This is a genomic window from Paenibacillus sp. B1-35 (genome assembly GCF_050474385.1).
GTDB lineage: Bacteria > Bacillota > Bacilli > Paenibacillales > Paenibacillaceae > Paenibacillus_B > Paenibacillus_B alvei.
This window is the reverse complement of the sequence record NZ_JBCHVJ010000009.1, coordinates 34,187-52,468: the sequence shown is the minus strand read 5'-3', so window position 1 is coordinate 52,468 and position 18,282 is coordinate 34,187. Positions and strand designations below refer to the sequence as shown.

At 47.4% G+C, this 18,282-nt stretch carries 14 protein-coding genes; 8 read left to right on the top strand and 6 right to left on the bottom strand.

Annotation, left to right across the window (positions count from 1 at the left end):
* Positions 1-67: 67 nt before the first annotated feature.
* A complete protein-coding gene (locus ACQ5BJ_RS24010; protein ID WP_005546119.1) occupies positions 68-457 on the bottom strand; it encodes a hypothetical protein in 390 nt (129 codons plus the stop codon).
* 289 nt (positions 458-746) lie between these two features.
* Between ACQ5BJ_RS24010 and ACQ5BJ_RS24005 the strand changes: the two genes are divergently transcribed.
* Positions 747-2,093, top strand: a complete 1,347-nt coding sequence (locus ACQ5BJ_RS24005) for a hemolysin family protein (RefSeq protein ID WP_268598821.1) — start codon at positions 747-749, stop codon at positions 2,091-2,093.
* Between the two features lie 114 nt (positions 2,094-2,207).
* Here the strand turns inward: ACQ5BJ_RS24005 and ACQ5BJ_RS24000 are convergent, their stop codons facing one another.
* The 3 genes from ACQ5BJ_RS24000 to ACQ5BJ_RS23990 are packed head-to-tail and all read right to left on the bottom strand — an operon-like array spanning position 2,208 to position 5,484.
* Positions 2,208-3,287 (bottom strand): efflux RND transporter periplasmic adaptor subunit, encoded by a 1,080-nt coding sequence (locus tag ACQ5BJ_RS24000; RefSeq protein ID WP_430112722.1) that lies wholly within the window; start codon positions 3,285-3,287, stop codon positions 2,208-2,210.
* 56 nt (positions 3,288-3,343) lie between these two features.
* Positions 3,344-4,732, bottom strand: a complete 1,389-nt coding sequence (locus ACQ5BJ_RS23995) for an ABC transporter permease (protein WP_289356002.1) — start codon at positions 4,730-4,732, stop codon at positions 3,344-3,346.
* Complete coding sequence (locus tag ACQ5BJ_RS23990) at positions 4,729-5,484, bottom strand: ABC transporter ATP-binding protein (RefSeq protein ID WP_262866559.1); 756 nt, start codon at positions 5,482-5,484, stop codon at positions 4,729-4,731. The genes ACQ5BJ_RS23995 and ACQ5BJ_RS23990 overlap by 4 nt, the downstream gene beginning before the upstream one ends.
* Positions 5,485-5,781: 297 nt before the next feature.
* On the opposite strand from ACQ5BJ_RS23990, the gene ACQ5BJ_RS23985 reads away from it, so the two are divergent.
* The gene (locus tag ACQ5BJ_RS23985) at positions 5,782-6,516 is read left to right on the top strand and encodes a pseudouridine synthase (protein WP_268598856.1); all 735 of its coding nucleotides are present in this window, start codon (positions 5,782-5,784) and stop codon (positions 6,514-6,516) included.
* 73 nt (positions 6,517-6,589) lie between these two features.
* Positions 6,590-7,384 carry a Cof-type HAD-IIB family hydrolase gene (locus ACQ5BJ_RS23980; RefSeq protein WP_040735804.1) on the top strand — a complete coding sequence of 265 codons (795 nt, stop codon included), beginning with the start codon at positions 6,590-6,592 and terminating at the stop codon, positions 7,382-7,384.
* A gap of 203 nt (positions 7,385-7,587) precedes the next feature.
* Here ACQ5BJ_RS23980 and ACQ5BJ_RS23975 read toward each other — a convergent pair whose 3' ends face one another.
* Complete coding sequence (locus tag ACQ5BJ_RS23975) at positions 7,588-9,009, bottom strand: RsmF rRNA methyltransferase first C-terminal domain-containing protein (RefSeq protein WP_005546135.1); 1,422 nt, start codon at positions 9,007-9,009, stop codon at positions 7,588-7,590.
* 333 nt (positions 9,010-9,342) lie between these two features.
* Here ACQ5BJ_RS23975 and ACQ5BJ_RS23970 point away from each other — a divergent pair, with 333 nt between their 5' ends.
* On the top strand, positions 9,343-10,272 hold the full coding sequence (locus ACQ5BJ_RS23970; RefSeq protein WP_040735866.1) for an ABC transporter ATP-binding protein: 930 nt from the start codon (positions 9,343-9,345) through the stop codon (positions 10,270-10,272).
* Positions 10,269-11,030, top strand: coding sequence for an ABC transporter permease (locus tag ACQ5BJ_RS23965; protein WP_005546137.1), 762 nt, complete (start codon positions 10,269-10,271; stop codon positions 11,028-11,030). Before ACQ5BJ_RS23970 ends, ACQ5BJ_RS23965 begins: the two co-directional genes overlap by 4 nt.
* A gap of 67 nt (positions 11,031-11,097) precedes the next feature.
* Here ACQ5BJ_RS23965 and ACQ5BJ_RS23960 read toward each other — a convergent pair whose 3' ends face one another.
* Complete coding sequence (locus ACQ5BJ_RS23960) at positions 11,098-12,264, bottom strand: GGDEF domain-containing protein (RefSeq protein WP_268622311.1); 1,167 nt, start codon at positions 12,262-12,264, stop codon at positions 11,098-11,100.
* A 99-nt stretch (positions 12,265-12,363) separates the two neighbouring features.
* Between ACQ5BJ_RS23960 and ACQ5BJ_RS23955 the strand changes: the two genes are divergently transcribed.
* From ACQ5BJ_RS23955 to ACQ5BJ_RS23945, 3 genes are read left to right on the top strand one after another with little or no spacing between them, the layout of a single operon-like run.
* Complete coding sequence (locus tag ACQ5BJ_RS23955) at positions 12,364-13,497, top strand: glycosyltransferase family 4 protein (protein WP_005546139.1); 1,134 nt, start codon at positions 12,364-12,366, stop codon at positions 13,495-13,497.
* A 4-nt stretch (positions 13,498-13,501) separates the two neighbouring features.
* Complete coding sequence (locus ACQ5BJ_RS23950) at positions 13,502-14,908, top strand: metallophosphoesterase family protein (protein WP_430112717.1); 1,407 nt, start codon at positions 13,502-13,504, stop codon at positions 14,906-14,908.
* Positions 14,845-18,225: an AAA family ATPase gene (locus ACQ5BJ_RS23945; RefSeq protein WP_430112715.1), complete on the top strand. Its 3,381-nt coding sequence runs from the start codon at positions 14,845-14,847 to the stop codon at positions 18,223-18,225. Before ACQ5BJ_RS23950 ends, ACQ5BJ_RS23945 begins: the two co-directional genes overlap by 64 nt.
* Positions 18,226-18,282 lie beyond the last annotated feature (57 nt).

Sequence of the window (18,282 nt, the reverse complement as noted above, 5' to 3'; positions counted from 1 at the left end):
TACAGAACACCATTTCATGACGAGGTCGGAAATGGTGTTCTGCTGTAATATCTACAGTTTTTACGAATTAGGCAATGACAAGGGTTCCGAGACTGTTAGTTGGAGCGATCACCAGAGTGTCACCCGGCAAAAACGTTCTTGTAAATGTCAATGTCAGTAAGAAGATACTGTTCAGTGTTCCAAACGGAACGCATTGTTTGCTATTAAAGAGAGTCAGGAAGTCTACATCAAGTGATATTACAGGCGGGCTCAATACCAATGTTTTTGATTCGAAAGTTGTCTGCACTTTCAATGAGGCGAGCTGTGGCGGGATGCCAAGGTTATTCTTAGTAGCAATGTGAAGGTCGCATAGACTTTGATTTATGCCATTTTGAAGCACAAGCTCAAACTTATTTCTACCTACGAGCAATTCAGACAAATTATCGAATATTAGTGTTCTATTAAACAAAATAGCCATCACTTCACCCCCAATCTTGCCGGTCTGCAAAATTATTATATGAGCGGTAGAATGAGGTGGCTTGTATGGTTACACCGGATGCGATGATTTCATACAAAATTGGTTCTACAGCGTATAGGAGAGCATGCGCTCGTGCAATGACGCGTGATGATGTTATTTTTCTGGAGGACTGGAATATCAATAACGATAGAAGTCATTTTCCGACTGTAGAGGCTTTTGTTTTCCTTACCTGGAACCTGTATAATATGTGGAAATAAGCTTCATATTTTGTATCTAAAGGAGACGAATAATGGATTTACCCCCGAGTATCAGCTTCATTTTAGTAGCAATACTGATTATCCTTACCGGCTTTTTTGTAGCCACAGAGTTCGCAATCATTAAAATCCGCTCCAGCCGTGTTGATCAATTGGTTCTGGAAGGACGCAAAAATGCGCTTGCGGTGAAACAAGTGACGAGCAATCTTGATGGCTATTTGTCAGCGTGTCAATTAGGCATTACGATTACAGCGCTGGGACTTGGTTGGCTGGGAGAACCTTCGGTTGAGAAGGTGCTTCATCCCGTATTTGTATGGTTATCTGTTCCACAGCAGGCAGGGTCTATTCTTTCCTTTGTGATTGCATTTATCGTCATAACGTTCCTTCATGTGGTGGTAGGTGAGCTTGCCCCGAAGACACTGGCGATTCAGAAGTCGGAGAAGATCAGCTTGCTGTTTGCAAGACCGATTATCTGGTTTCACAAGGTGATGTATCCGTTCATCTGGTTGTTGAACAGCTCTGCAAATGGATTTATCCGCTTATTTGGATTGAAGCCTGCGAAAGAACAGGAAGAAGCTCATTCCGAGGAAGAGCTCCAAATTATTTTGAATGAGAGCTATGAAAGCGGTAAAATCAATAAAACCGAGTTTGGATATGTAAGCCGCATATTTGCATTTGACGAATTGCTGGCTAAGGAAATTATGGTGCCTCGAACCGATATGATCTGCTTGTCGGAAGACTTGCCTGTCGTAGAGAGCATCCCCGTAATGAAGCGAGAGCAGTATACCCGATATCCCATTATCCGTGGAAGCAAGGACTTTATTGTGGGCATGATCAACACAAAGCAGTTGTTCCTGCAGTATGATGAAGCGGCTGATAAGAAATTGTCTGACATCATGCTTCCTGTTCTTACCGTCTCTGAATCTACACCGATCAATCAACTCCTGAAGCGCATGCAGAAAGAAAGCACGCATATGGCGATCCTGATTGACGAGTATGGCGGAACATCAGGCATGATCACGATTGAAGATATATTGGAAGAAATCGTTGGCGACATACGCGATGAATTCGATAAGGAAGAGCGTCCTGAGATTGAACGAGTGAATGAGCACACCTTCATTTTCGATGGCAAGGTGCTGCTTACCGACGTGAATAACTTGCTCTCCACTGATCTTGAGCATGAAGATATCGATACAATCGGAGGATGGTTGTATGATCGAATGCCGGACTGCAAAAAGGGTTCTCAGTTGGAATGGAATGGCGTTCAATTCACCGTGCTTGAGCGGGAAAAACATCGAATTCGCAAAGTTCAGATTGCGACAGGTCAACCTGTTACGATGCTGGAGTTCGATGACATAGAAGCTGAGCAATCTTCGCTCTAATGTAAAAAGAAGCACCCTCAGAACCATTTAGGTTTTGCAGGGTGCTTCTTCTTTTCATCTAATCAAACTGAACCGCATTATGCTCTATACCGCTAATTTCAAAGAAAGTACGAATTATTGCAGTACGACCGTATCGCCTTCTTTAAGTCCTTCCAGCACCTCGGTCTTTTCACTTGTCTCCAAGCCAACCTTGATATCTTTACGCTCTACTTGACCATTTCCTTTATCCAGCATGACGTAGACGCTGTCCTTCTCACGCATTACCGCAACAGTAGGAACGACAATCGCATTCTCTTTACGCTGCGTCTCGATTTGGCCAGTAAGGCTAAGGCCGGCAATCAGGTTCTCATTGGCATCGAGTCCGATGATGACTTCGAATTGTGCAGGCTGATTGCTTTGTTCTTCGGATACAGCCTTAGCGAACTTGGACACCTTTAGAACTTTACCTTGAAGCTTGACATTCTTCATGGCGTTCATCTTTACCTCAACAGCCATGCCAGGCTTAATCCGGAATACATCTTGTTCGCCAACAAGAGTGACGAGCTGCAATTTCTTCAAATCTACGATTTTACCGACGCGATCATTTTCCTTTAATGCTTTCGGAATTTTGTTCGGGTCATCATACAGGAAAATGCCAGGCGAAGGGGCGATGTATTCGGATGCATCCACCTTTTTCTGCTTCTGAGCAATTTCCTTGCGTTGAATATCGACCGTCACATTGTTAAGCTCTTGCTGCAGCTTGGTCGTTTCTTTTTCGACGAATTTTTTCTTCATTTCGGCCTCCGTGGAAGGAAGGGCTTGATCTTCTTCCCCGAGGGCGGATTGGTATTTCGCAAGCTGTGTTTCCAACTGCTGCTTCTTGATGGCAGCTTCCGCTTGTGCGATTTCATTCGTTAGCGTACTTGGATCGAGGCGGAAAATGAGGTCGCCCTTTTTCACCTGCTGTCCGTCTTTCACTGCCCATTGCTTCACCTCGGCACCGAATGGAGCATATACGATTGTTTCCTTCTCGTATGTCGATTTTCCCTTTACCTCGATATGTTTGACAAGTGTTTCCTTCGTAACGGGGAAGGTGATAGCACCTGCATTATCCATTGGAACTTCCGGCTGCGCAGGGTTGGCGAATCGGTACAATCCAAAGCTGATACCGCCTAAAATAAGTATGATAATTGACCATTTTAATATCGATTTCATATGGTTATGTCCTCCTCTATGTGGAACAACTGCGGACTGCAATTGAACGATGGCACTTAGTCTCGCTTAATAGCGGTTAGAGCATCGGTACGAGAGGCGCTGATGGCTGGATATATACCAGACAGAATGCCTGTCACGATCGCAAAAATAATTCCGATTGGAATATTGGATAAGGAGATGAAGATAATCGCATCTCCTGTACTCTCTGACATTGTACTTGCTGTCACCCCGTTAATGGCCCATACGATCCAGTAAGACAGCATAACTCCAATCAATCCGCCAACCAATCCAAGCAGTGCCGCCTCAATGATGAACATATTGCGAATTTGTCTCAGGTTCGCCCCGAGTACCTTCATGATGCCGATCTGTCGGCGCCGCTGATAGGTTGACATGGTCATCGCGACCACAATCGAAATGGAAGCGATGAAAAGAACAAATAGGCCAATGCCCAGTGCAATCGTTTTAATAATGGCGAAGTTCTCCTGCAAACGATCCTTCTGGTGCAGGTTTGTTTGTGTGTTCAGCGTTAGCTTCTTAATTTGCTTCTCGACTTGTCCTACATTCGCTTGATCGTCTACTTTCACGATGACATTGTTATATGTACCTTGTTCTTCATTGCCGTTATTCAAGCGCAGCTCTTGCATCAGCATTTTGCCGGTTTCAAGAGATACGTAAAGTTTCTTATCGTATGCTACCTGATTCTCACTGACACCGGCCGGCTTCTTAAGTATGCCAGATACCCGAAGCGGAGAGCTCGTGTAGGTCTTGCTGTCGCCATTACCCAGCATCGTTTTGAGACGTATTTGTCGCTGATACATCGCAGTAGGGATGCGATTAAGATTGTTGTACTGCTCCATTAGTGAATCGTCATACGGATTGTTAGACAACTGTTCGATCAGGTTATCCATCGTTTCTTGATCAACAAGTCCTAGGGTTCCTCCATAGTTTAAGATGACGGTACCATCGAGGTCGGAAGGAGAACCCTGCATAAATTTGTTGTCAAATTGAGTTAACGAATTGAGATCTGTTGCAAATACTTCAATTCCAGTACGGCGGTCATCCAATGTGCTCATTTCCAAATAACCGAATTGCTGGAATGGCGCCACTGCCTTTACATGAGGGATGTTGCGGATGACCTCAATCTTTTGCGCTGTAATCTTTCCGCGTTCTACGTTCTCGTTATCTGCACCTTTGGCCTGCTGTCCGCCGTTTTTGCCTTGATTTCCGCCTTGGCTGACCCCCGTATTCGGAGTAACCGTAATTTCGTCCATCTTTAAAAAGGAGTTCAATTGTTTTTCTGCAAACATTTGTGCAGATTCCCCGACGCTCATCGCAATAATAATTGCGGCACAGCCAATCGAAATTCCAGCCGCACATAAGCCAGTAACAACCTTACGTCTCTTCAATTGATCCCATGATAGATGGAGGTAGTCTCGTACTCTCACGACTGCTCACCTCCAACGGGATGAAGAACTTTTTCGTCCTGAACAGCTTCTGTCGTCAACATTGGACTTACGTGCGTGTGCAATCCGTCCTCGATCAATATGCCATCCTTTAAAGTAATAATGCGTTTTGTTTGTTCGGCCACTTCCATTTCATGTGTGACGATAATGAAGGTGGTGTCTACGGTTTCGTTTAAGTTTTTTAGGATTGCGATGATTTCTTCTTCTGTTCGTGTATCCAGATTACCGGTAGGCTCGTCCGCAAAAACAACCGATGGCTCGGTAATAAGCGAGCGTGCGATACTGACACGCTGCTGCTGCCCACCAGACAATTGAGATGGGAACAGTTCAGCCTTGTCAGGAATACCAACCTGTTCAAGCAGACGGATCGCCTTTTGCTTTCGTTCGGCTGGACGTATGCCTTGGAAAATAAGTGGGAGCTCTACATTTTCACGTACAGTTAAATTGGCTATTAGCTCATACGCTTGAAATATGAAACCAATATGCTTGCGTCGAAATTCAGCAAGTGAGTTCTCGTTCAGCTTTACAATATCCTGATCTGCAATATAAATGCTCCCTTCAGTTGGCTTCATTAAGCCCGCCATTAAGTTGAGCAATGTGGATTTACCAGAACCTGAGCTGCCTAGCAGTGCAACCATCTCGCCGCGCTTAACTTCAAAATTAATGGAATGCAGTACTTGGGTTGTTTCGGGGCCGTTCTTAAATGAGTGTGACAGACCTTCGACACGTAGCATTCGGCTCCTCCTTTCTTTCTATTACTTCGATGTAGGTATGTATTGATCTAGGAAATGACAGTGTTCCATACGGTGGATAAACGTGAAAGTTTCTTCCTAAGTTGCATTGTGACAATATTGTAAGGAGAACTCGAGAATTGTCACGCAAATTGAGGATTCGTTGTTATTCGCGATGTCGGCATGGTATGCTGTAATGGCATGGCTTAAGAAGGCATGTGTACATTTTGACATAAAACCTGGATCGAAGAAGCACATCAACCCGTGCAGCATGGAGGTGAGCATGCAGTGGCAAAAAAAATGAGGTTGGACAAACTATTAGGACATATGGGCTGCGGCAGTCGCTCAGAAATTAAAAAGTGGGCAAAAAGCGGCTTGATTCAAGTCAATGGGCGGTTAATTAAGGACAGCGGTGTACAGGTAGATCCTGATATAGATGAAGTGATGCTTGACGGTGAACAGATTCGATATCGTGAATTTGTGTACATTATGCTGAATAAGCCGCAGGGCGTCATTTCAGCAACAGAGGATTTGCGAGAGCGTACGGTCATTGATCTGCTGCCAGATGAGCTTCGTCATTTTGAACCCTTCCCGGTAGGACGGCTGGACAAGGATACCGAAGGCTTGCTGTTGCTTACGAATGACGGCAAGCTGGCACATGATCTGTTATCTCCGAAGAAGCATGTTCCAAAAACATATGTAGCGACCGTTAGAGGACGGGTCGACAATGATGATGGAGCGGCGTTTCGTCAAGGTGTCGAACTTGATGATGGGTATGTGACAAAGCCAGCGCATCTTGTAATCTCCGGTCATGAGGAGCAAGCAGATGGAACGGTGCATTCCTTTATCGAACTGACAATTACGGAGGGGAAGTTCCATCAAGTGAAGCGAATGTTCGAGTCGGTAGGGAAGCAAGTAATTTATTTGAAACGTATCCGAATGGGAACGCTAGATTTGGATCCCGTACTCAAGCTTGGTGAATGGAGAGAGTGTACAGCAGAAGAGCTAGAAGCACTTCAGCAGCATCAGCAATAAGGAAGGTTTAATGATTGAAAATTCATATGGCTGACAACATATAAAGGCTAGAGAGAAAAGGGAGAGATCAATGATGAATTATCGCATTGTAGCGTTAGATATGGATGGAACACTGCTGCATGATGATCATACGCTGTCCAACGCGAATGCGGAGGCGATTCGCAAGGTCGCTGCTCAAGGCGTGGAGATTGTATTGTGCACGGGAAGAAGCCCAATTAGTACACTTCCATACTTAGAAGAGCTTGGTCTTGATGGTGTGGTAATTACCCACAATGGCGCTGCCACCGTCGCTTCAGAAGGACGCAAACTGCTTCATCGCTTCGATATTCCAAGTGCAGGATTGGAGCCTTATATTCAATACTGTCGTGAGAATGGGGTTCACTTTGATATTAATACCGCTTTCGAATTATATGTGGACAAGCTGAATGAACTGACCCCGGAGATGCTGCATTTATACCGCCAATTCCTAATTGAGCCGAAGCAGTTTCCAGGTTGGACGGGCTTGCCGCATGCGCCTGTGAAGCTGACAATGAGCGGACATAAGGAAGAGATAGATCAAGTAGAGCATGAATTGAATGAATGGACACATGAGCACAATTTTATTCGCTCAGGGGACTACTTTATCGATATTATGCATAAGGATGCAACGAAGGGAAATGCGCTCAAGCAGCTTGCTGCGATGCGCGGCGTACCGCGTGAACAGGTGCTCGCCATCGGCAACTATTATAACGATATGACAATGATCCAATTTGCAGGCATGGGCGTAGCCATGGATAATTCCCCGCTTGAGGTGAAGGCTGCAGCACAGGAAGTCACGTTGTCGAACAACGAGGATGGAGTGGCTGCTACCTTGCTGAAGTATTGCTAGTGGCTGGTTCTGTCTTTGGGAGATAGGGGGGCGTAACCCCGTTCAAGGTAAAGGGGTGCTACCGGCTCTTTCATCCATCCGATTGCAATAGCATGATCGATGAATAATAAGCCGCTGTCCTTGCACAATCGAAGCTTCAGCTTGAAGCATCTCATTGTGCAAGATCAGTGGCTTTTTCCTGCGTATACAGGAGCTTTTGCTTTCTATCCGGTTGTGCGCAATCCCTTCGGATAATGGTTTTTTAGCTGACCGCCTGATGCTTTGCCGAAGCCAATAGGCAGACCGTCAATAGAAACGAGTGTCCAGCCCTTAAGTTGGGCATTGTCACCTTCTAACGGAAGTGCTTCTCCACGCAAGTATGCCTCAGCAGCGGAATCTGTTGCAGCGAATGAGATGGATTGAGCTGCCTCCTTCGCAGAGCGGCAATACAACGCCAGCGCATGGGCAGGTTCGATGCGATTTTTGCGCAGATGTGCCAGATGCAGACCGGCACGAGGTACGCGAAGTCCTCGCAGCGTTTCGCCGCCTTGCAGTGCATGTATAGCGGAAACATTGCCTTGCGGTAGCCAATACAATTCTTCACCAAACAGCAACGGTATGCCTTGTGGCAGGTGAAGTCCAGGAAGGTACTCGCGTTTCCACGCTTCGAACTGTGAATAAGCAGCTTGGGGATCGCTGACTCGTGAGCCGCTGCTTTTACGTCCCTGCTTACGGCTTCGCATGTTGGTGTTGGATGCTTCCGTAGAAGCAGAATGGTCTGCTTGCCACTGTAATACGGCGACGAAATGACCCTCTCCTTCCGCTTGATGCGGCCAAATGCGCTCCATGCGGAGTAGCTTGAACTGATCGAAGTGTCGGAGCCAATGATCAATAATCTCTTCATTTTCCTGGCGATTGAAGGTGCAAGTGGAATAGGCGATTGTCCCGCCTGGCTTCAACATGGCTACCGCTGCCTGAATGATGTCCCACTGCCGTGCTGCACACATTGCAACATGCTCGGGCGACCATTCGCGTATTGCATCCTCATCCTTGCGGAACATGCCCTCACCAGAGCAAGGCGCATCGAGCATAATGCGATCGAATGCGTGCGGGAATTTCGACGCCAGTGCGTGCGGATCGGACTGGGTGACAATTGTGTTGCCGATTCCCATTCGCTCAATATTTTCAGCCAATATTTTAGCGCGTTGAGGATGGATCTCATTTGCGATCAGGACGCCTTCGCCGCGCATACGCCCTGCAATGTGGGTGGATTTTCCTCCAGGAGCAGCAGCAAGATCCAGAATGAATTCGCCTGGCTGAGGATCAAGCAGGGCGACGGCCGACATTGCCGATGGTTCCTGAATATAATAAAAGCCTGCTGCATGATACGGATGCTTCCCTGGTCGAGAGGCTTCATCATAGTAGTATCCCTCTTCACACCAAGGGACAGGCCGCAGATGAAATAGCTGCTCTGCATTCAAGCGTGCATCAGCATGAGTAATCCATTTTGTGGGGTTGGCACGAAGTCCGAAGGTGCGCGGATCCTTATAACTGAGCAAAAATGCATCCCCATCCTTTGGGAGCATTTGCTTCATTTGTTCGATATAGGCTTGTGGCAATGACAAAGTTGTTGCATCTAGGGACATGTTACAGCTCCTTTCTGAATGGGTATAAAATAATCAGCATTGTATAGTTTACCGGACTGCTAGGCTTCGATGCAACGATGAATGACAGGAAACGTAGTCCAGCCAACCGCTCATTTACTAGGCAGATATTCATTTATGGATATATTCGGATCAGGTTACAATAATGTAAGACTCTTTTGCGAAACGTTAATGTAAGCTTGTACGTATGGAGTAGGTGGCAGGATTGGTGATTGGTATGATCAACTCATGGATACAATTTGACTAGGGGATCTAGAAGTTAGGGGACAGGCTGCGAGAGCGCCGTGTACAATAGGAGAAAGGAGCGGATGAATGGTGAATGATGTCGTTGTAGAACTACAAAATGTTACGAAAAAGATAAAAGGAAAAACCATTATCGATAATTTGTCATTCAGCGTACGACGCGGGGAAGTGTATGGGTTCCTTGGACCGAATGGAGCGGGGAAGACAACAACAATACGGATGATGGTCGGCCTGATGTCCATGACGTCCGGAAATATTATGATTGAGGGGCATAATATACGAACAGATCGCTCCAAGGCTATGGCCCATGTGGGAGCAATCGTAGAGAATCCAGAGCTTTATAAATTTATGACCGGGCGCAAAAATCTCCAGCATTTCGTTCGGATGAGCGGCAAGCCGATTACAGAGGAACGCATCAAGGAGATCGTCAAGCTTGTTGATTTGGAGAATGCGCTGGACAAGAAGGTAAAGACATATTCCCTTGGAATGCGTCAGCGTCTAGGTGTGGCGCAGGCTTTGCTTCATAATCCTTCGATATTGATTTTGGATGAGCCTACGAATGGACTTGATCCGGCCGGGATTCGTGAGCTGCGGGATTATTTGCGCCATCTTGCCAAAAAGGAAAATATCTCGATTCTCGTGTCTAGTCACTTGCTGTCGGAAATTGAACTGATGTGTGATCGTGTCCTGATTATTCAGAACGGCAAGTTCGTCGGAGAACGATCACTTGATCCGAATGAAGAAGGACAACAATCTGCTGCTGTGGCGATCCGCTTTGAGGTAGACAATGCTGCTAAAGCAGCGGAAGTACTGGCATCTGCAGAATGGAAGACAATTGTAGAGGCAGACAGCGCAATTAAGATTGAATTACTACATGACGAGATTCCGGCAGCGGTACAGAAGCTCGTTCAAGCGGGCGTTCTCATTTATGAAGTGCGTGCAGTTGCACCGACATTGGAAGAGACGTTCTTGTCCATGACGAAAGGGGGACGCATTGAATGAGATACTTTGTATCCCTTGTGCAAAATGAATGGATGAAGGCGAACAGCAAGCGCCAGGTTCCATATTTTTATGCGTTTATTGCGGTTATTACTTTGATGGTAGCTGTCGCAATGCGGTTCTTCATTTTTAAAAGTGATCCATATCCGTATATGGCCTTTGCAAGTGACATTAACTTTTTGTTCAGCTCGCTCATTGGCATCTTTATTATGGTCGTCTCTGCGCAAATTGTTACCGATGAGTATCGAGATGGAACGATTAAGCAGCTGTTAATTAGACCAGCGAGCCGCACTATGGTGCTTGCATCTAAGATGGTTACTGTTGTCCTCATCTTGTTGTCGGTCTATGTATTTACTGTCATCTGCAGTATAGTATTCGGAATGATATTCTTCAGCTTCATGTCCGCAGATGTTACATTAGTGGTAATATTGAAAGATATCCTATTCCGGATACCAGATGTCCTGTTCTACGCGGTGCTTGCCATGACAGCTGCTGTGCTTACACGCAGCCTGGGTCTGGCGATTACCGTTCCGATTGTCATTAAGTCTGTCGTTGGAGCAGGAATGTACTTCTTTGCCGGCAAGCCTTGGTACAAGTTTTTAATTTTCCCGAACTTGAACTGGCAGCCATACTTCAATGGTGGGGATAACCTTCCATTCAAGGAAGCGAGCTTCGGATTCAGTGTTACGATCTATGCGGTGTACATGATCGTGCTTCTCGGCGCATCGCTCATCATTTTTAACAAAAGAGATGTGCAATAGTTTATATTTGAAATAACAGTAACGCCTTCCCTTACATGAAGATGCAGGAGAAGGCGTTACTTATTTATTACGACATATCTCTTGAAGCTTTCTGGATGTGCATATAACTCGTAACCTGATTTTTACCGTGAGTTTTAGAATAGTACATAGCCTGGTCGGCTTCACGTACAATATCGTCTGAAGTCATATATTTGCGAAGAGTGCTATGCCCGATACTAATCGTTACGGTTGTCTCTTGTTCCACGCGATGCCGAATCTTTTCTGCGATTTGTTCTACCCGGGCATTACGGTGCGTAAGAAGAGCGACTAATTCCTCGCCGCCGAAACGTCCAGGTATACCGTATTCCTCTACTTCCTCGCGTATAATAAGAGAGACCTGCTTCAAAATTTCGTCCGCTTGATCATGACCGTAGGTATCGTTTACCTTTTTGAAATTGTCGATGTCGCAAAAGATAAATGAAATTTTATACTCATTACGGATATATTGCTGCATCACTTTCATGATATGTCTACGGTTGAATAGTCCGGTCAGCCCGTCTGTAATGGAGGTTCGATAGGTCATGTGCAACAGCTCGACCACGCGCTCGAACAGGATGAAGAACAATAGGGTGTAATAAGCAAGTGGGAGAAGTCGTTCCAGCAGGAACAACTGCTTGTTATTGTACGCAAACAGTAAGGCATTTATAGTTGTTAGTGATATGGTGGCAAAGTATGCCGCTAAGCTGCATATATAAGTGATACGCTGTCCGATTCTTGGGGCTACCCACACATAACAAAATAAAGCCGCAATCATAAGATATAGAAGCAGTGGCCATGCGCTTCCGATGGTTGGTGTAATGTTCCTATCAAAAGGGATGGACAGCATTGCTGCAATTGGGATAATCAACAGCATGCCATAGAAGCGGATTCGATAACCACGCGTTGGCCTTTTATAGAGCCGATATATCGCCATATTCATGAGAATGAAGGAAAACGCTTGCAAGGTGGTTCCGACGACAAACCATTGATAGACCTGGAGGTTCCATTGCAGCCATGGCAGGCTGATCACATCTGTAAACCGTTCTGCAGCCATGAGGAGCAGAGATACAACTAATAAGATATATGCTGGAGAACGCTGCCGGATATAGAGGCGAATGGCCATCAAAATCATGATGAAGGTAATGTAAAGGATACAGGAAGATGCTAGTCCGATCACGTTATTCACGTAAGAAAGGGAATTAGCCGAATGAGTCATGAGTGACAGCTCCATTAGGAAGGTTCTTTACTGAAACATATGTTCTAATATATCATAAAGGTTGAACGGCGAAAAGCGCGAACAAGAAGGAGGCCTCGCATGAATATTTTGCAAGCCTTGTTTTTCCCGCCTGAACAACCGGGAGGAGTATCCTCCATGGTTCCATATATACTGGATCGATTCCAGCCTCCTCATTGGGAGATGGAGATTTTTTCGCTGCCGAAGCGATTACGGGGCAAGGGACAGGAGGAAGTCCATTTTCAAACATTCGATTGGAACCAGTACGGAGAAAGCCCAATCGTACAGAAGTATATTCAGACATACCGTGACTATATCTGGTGGACGAAGCTGCGGCTGAGCAGGCACTACGACCTGATCCATGCCCATCATCCGATTGCGGGTCTTGTTATGAAGCAGTTGTACCCTGATACGCCGGTCATCATGACGATTCACTCCAGCTTTGAGCAGGAGCTCATTTTAAACGGCAAGATTGAGCCGAATGGGCCGGAGCACAAGTTTCTTACGTCTCTTTATGGCGAACTTGAGCATCAGGTGGATGAAATGATGACGGTGTCATATTCATTTAGAACCTATTTGGAGCCTTATGTCCGTCATGCAGAGCGAATAGAGGTACTGCCGAATGGCTTTGATGAAAAGCGATTCAAGCCGATCGCACACGATAATGTTGTCCCTCAACTGATTACGATGTGCCGCTTAGTTCCTGCAAAGGGGCTCGATGTACTGCTTCATGCGTGTGCAGAATTAAAGCGGCGGGGCCATGCTTATGTACTTCATATTATTGGTGATGGGCCGATTCGCAAGGAACTTGAGCAGCTTGCACAAGAGCTGTCAATTTATGATGACACGATATTTTACGGCTATATGCTTCATCCGGAAGAATTTATGCCGTTTTTTGATATTTTTGTACTGCCTTCACGGGCGGAAGCGTTCGGTTCTGTGTTTGCGGAGGCGGCACTGTGCTGGTTATCGCTCATCGGAACGAATGTGGGCGGGATTGCAGAACAGATCGAAGATGGAGTCAATGGACTGCTTGTACCGCCAGATGATCCAATTGCACTCTGTAATGCGCTGGAGCGGGCAATGATGGATGGATCGTTCCGATATGAACTTGCGCGGGCAGCGTGGGCGAAGGCGAAGCAAATCTATTCGCTGACACGCATCGTCAATGAGCTTAAACGTAAATATGTACATTATCAACCGAAGCGGGGGTGAAGCATTGATTCCGTTTCGTTTTATCCATGCAGCAGATATGCATGTCGACAGTCCCTTCCGAGGCCTACAGGCCTTGCCGGATAAATTAAAAGAGGAAGTTCTGGAATCAACCTTTGCTGCCTGGGACAATTTAGTTCGTCTTGCGATTCGTGAAAAGGTGGACTTCGTGGTCATTAGCGGTGATTTATATGATGGCAAGGAGCGATCACTTAAGGCTCAGTGGCGGCTTCAACGAGGAATGGAGCAGCTTTACGAGCAGCGGATTCCAGTATACCTCATTCATGGCAATCATGATCCACTTCACCGCGAGGTGAAGTGGGAGTGGCCGGACAATGTCACTATATTCCCTACAAATGCTCCGCAAGCTGTTCTCGTTCCCAATAAGGATGGAGCTATGGTGGCGGTAGTGTGCGGCATGTCCTACGGTGATTCCGCAGTATATGAGAATTTAGCAGCTATGTATCCTGACTCTCCGGAATCTGCTGCTGTGCATAGCGATCATACAGCTCGTCATGATGAATGTACCCTAGAAGCAAATGGAAATGTAAACGTCAAGATGAAGAGATTACATAGGAACCAGGGAGATGGAAGTCCAAGGCTATTCCGAATTGGTGTGCTGCATGGAACTGTGGATGGAAGAGCCGGACACGATCCTTATGCGCCATGCTCGAAGCGAGAGCTAATAGAGAAAAACTATGATTATTGGGCGCTTGGTCATATCCATATGAGAGAAGTACTGAACGAGTCTCCTTATATTGTGTATCCTGGAAATACACAAGGCAGGCATGTGAAAGAAATCGGCGCGAAAGGCTGTTACATGGTGGATGTAAGCGAGCATGGCAATGTCAGCTTGCAGTTCGAACCTTTGGATACGGTACGATGGCGCCAAGAACAAATCGATGTGAACGGCATCAGCTCCATGCAATCGATTATGCAGCTGCTTGATGAGAAAATGATGGCTTGGAAAAGTGGTACGGAAGGGCGGCTGACGCTCATTCGATTGGAATTAATCGGACGAACGGCATTGTACGCATCCCTCCAGCAGGAAGCATTGGCTGCACAGTGGATGGAAGCATGGCAAGCACAAGAAGTTGACGACTCCTTATTTGAGGGGGCATCAGGCCTTCTGTGGCCAGTTGCACTCCGTGTAAGCTGCACGCCAGATATTGATGTTGAACAGTGGGAAGCTTCCGATAGCTTCCCGGGAGATATGATCAGGATAGCGAGGCAGGCACAGCAGCATGAGGATACAAGCGAGGCCATGATTCAGGATTCCCTGCAGACGCTTCAGCAGCATCCTCGCATGCGGAATTGGCTTGCTTCCCAATCTGGGGAGATACAGAAAGAGTGGATCGAGGAAGCGATGATGCTGGCAGTCGAATGGCTCCAGCGAGAGGTGAAGCGTTCATGAAAATATTGCGGATACATTTGATAGGATATGGAGGATTCCGTGATACGGTCATCCCGCTTGCCGAACGGGGATCTGGTGCAGGAATTACGCTGCTTCATGGCCCAAATGAAGCAGGTAAGAGTACCATTACTTCTTTCATTCGTGATATGCTGTATGGATTTCCGAAGCGCCGAAGCAATCCTTCCCGATTTATGCCGTCTGAGGGCAGTATGTATGGGGGACGTATGAATGTTCTCGATCGTAGTGGCGCCGAATGGTCGATAGAGCGCTGGGAGCAGGAGGGTGTCTCCCACACGAGCATTCGCAAGATGACAGAAGCAGGGATTGTGACAGAAGCCGATCAAACTCAATTGGAGAATGAATTGCTAGGGGGATTGAGTTCGGGGTTGTATAGCCGCTTATTTGGCATAACACTCGATGAGCTGCAGGAGTTGCAAACGCTGCAGGATGATGAGGTAGGGGCGTATTTATACGATGCTGGCCTATATGGAGGCAGAGGAATTACCGAGGCAGAACGATGGCTGCAGCAATCGATGGATGGGCTGTACAGGCCTAGAGGCCGCAATCAGCATATCAATCAGACGCTGCATGCTATGGACAAGCTGGAGCGGGGACAGCGGGAAGCTCACCGACATGCGGCTAAGCTAGGGGAGCTTGCGGAGCAAGTAACCCTTGTACGGCTTGAACTGAATCGGTGTGTGGAGAAGCGGACGCGGCTGCGTGCGGAGCTGGCGACGGCAGAGCGTGCTAGTGGAGTGGCAGATACATGGATTCGTTATGTAGCTGCCAAGCAGGAGTTGGAGGCTCAGCCAGCAGACTTGATTGCAAGGCTCCCTGAGCTTGCGACCCAATGGAAGGAATGCGAACGGAAGCTCTCTGACATTGAAGCGGCTTGCAGAGGAATCGAGGATAAGCGTAAGGCGGCAGTTGCGAATTTGCTGGGGCAAGAGCCGTTCAGCCAACTGCTGGAGATGGAGGCTGAGACAAGACGCCTTGTGCAGTTGACCGATACGGTTCAGCATTGGAGAGAGGCCGCTGGCGAGGCAGAGCTGGAATACAGTGCGGCAGAAGCTGAACTGTGGCGGCTAGCACGCCAGACGGATGCATCGTGGACGCCAGAGAGGTTGCTTTCCAGCAATGCTTTCTCTTATATGGAACAGGTACAAGCGGCAGAGCTGCGTGCTGAAGCGTGCCGTTTAGCGGTTGCTCAATCGGAAGCTGGAATGGAGCGTTCAGCCCGTGAGGCCGAGAGCGCACTTCAGGAATACGAAGATGCAAAGAAGCTTCTCGAACGCTATGTAACTAACGGCGTGAATGGCAGCGGCTTTGCACCATCTGAGGAATGCGCAACTGATATTGCGCATACAGAACAGGCACTGGCTGATGCTGTACGGGTATGGAACGCTTCAACTGACGGTGGGTTGCATGTTCTCACAGGGGAACGCGCTCAGCCTCAGATGACCTCTTACTCACGCATGAATCGTAATGCATCGCGTTCATATAAGGTCTCGCACACGCGCGCGATTTATGGGTTTGGACTCGGTGTGATGCTGCTTGCTGCCGGCTTGGGATGGATCGGACAGCAATGGCTTATGGCTGGTGTGATTGCTTTGGTAGGTTTGGTCGCGACAATTATTCTTGTATATATATCTTCCCAGTCATTTCCGTATTCTCCATCCTCACAGCATTCTTTTGACACAGCGTATCCGAATGAAAATGTTTCACACGGATTTGAGCATGCGGTATACGCTCATACCGAAGCGCTTCGTCAGCTTTTGCAGCCCTATTTCTCCTCCTTGAAACGCAATTCGCATACAGCCGAGCTTGTTGATATCAGGAAGGCGTCTCAAGATGTTGCGGAGTGGCAGCGTGAACGGAAAGGCTTGCAAGAGACATGCCGTTCCTTGCATGAGATGGAAATCTCAGCAGAACGGCGCTATCGGCTTCTTACTGCAGAGCTCGGTGCTGCTCAGAAGAAAGAGGAGAAGCGCTATCGCGATTGGGTTGCCTGGCTGCGACAGGAATCTCTCCCGGAACAGCTCAGCCCGGCTGGAGTGAAAGAACTTGTCAGAAGGTTCGAACAGGCCGAAGAAGTGGAGCAGCAGCGTCTCCGTTCTGCAGAGAAGCGTACTCGTCTGCTTGGGCAGCTGGAGCTGTTCGAGCAGGATTGCAGCAGTCTGCTGCACAGAGCACAGCTGCTTATTTCCAGTCGTTCGCAACAAGAGAATCGGACAGGTTCGAACGAAGGAGGAGCAGTTGCTTCTTTACATGCTGCGACATCTGTTCGAGTGGAAGACGAAGGACTGCTGTCCGGCTCTACAATAGGTGGATTATTCCGTTTGTTGGAACGAATTGAGCGTGAACAGGAACGGGAGCTGGAATATCGCCAGCTGACGCTTCACAGCAACTCTTTGGAAGAAGAGTGGAGGGAACAGCAGGCTCAAGCTTTACAGACACAGGGAGCGATGGACAAGCTTCTTCTGGAAGCGAGGGTAAACACAGGTTATGAACTGCTGAGCAGTGCTGATGCATACAATCATAAGATCGAACTGGAGCGACTTATACGAGACTTGGAAGCAGTGCTGTACCGCGGTGGTAAACGAGCAGCATTTCAGTCAATGGAAGAGCTGTTAATCCACTATGACGGACGGGAGTTAGAGCAGCGGATCACTGAGCTTACATGTGAACTGGAGCTCGTAGACGAGCGCATTCGAGAGCTGGAAGGTCGCAAGGGGAGATTAGAGCAGGAAAGCGAGAGGCTGAAGCAAGAGGTGGAAGGGGCTTCTCACCATCAGGAGTTTGCGCTTCAGGAAGCGAGACTGGACGAGCAGGCTTCACGATATGCTGTTCTCGCGCTCGCCAAAACGCTAATCCAACGTACTCGAAAATTGTATGAGGAAGAAAAGCAGCCTCTTGTACTCAAACGCGCTGCTCATTATATGCTTCAAATGACCGCAGGACGATATACCCGGGTACTCATCCCGTTCGGTGAGAAAACAATTACGCTGGAACGGCGAGATGGTCAACTGGTGCGAAGCCATCATTTCAGCAGAGGAACTGCGGAGCAAGCGTATCTTTCTGTCCGATTTGCACTCGCTGAGGCTTTGGCTCATCGAGCATCCGTTCCGTTCGTACTGGATGATATTTTGGTCAATTTCGATCGGGAGCGGGCTGGACTGGCAATTAAGGCACTTACTGAACTGTCTCGTTCACACCATGTCATCATGACGACCTGCCATCCTCATATTGCGCGAATGATCCAGCATGAACCAGAAGCGGCCAATGTAATTGAATTGGAACGATTAGAGTACTGTTGATAAAGAAGCAAAGGCGCAGTTGCCCTGTGAAGGGGAATGCGCCTTTTTTGCGTGGCA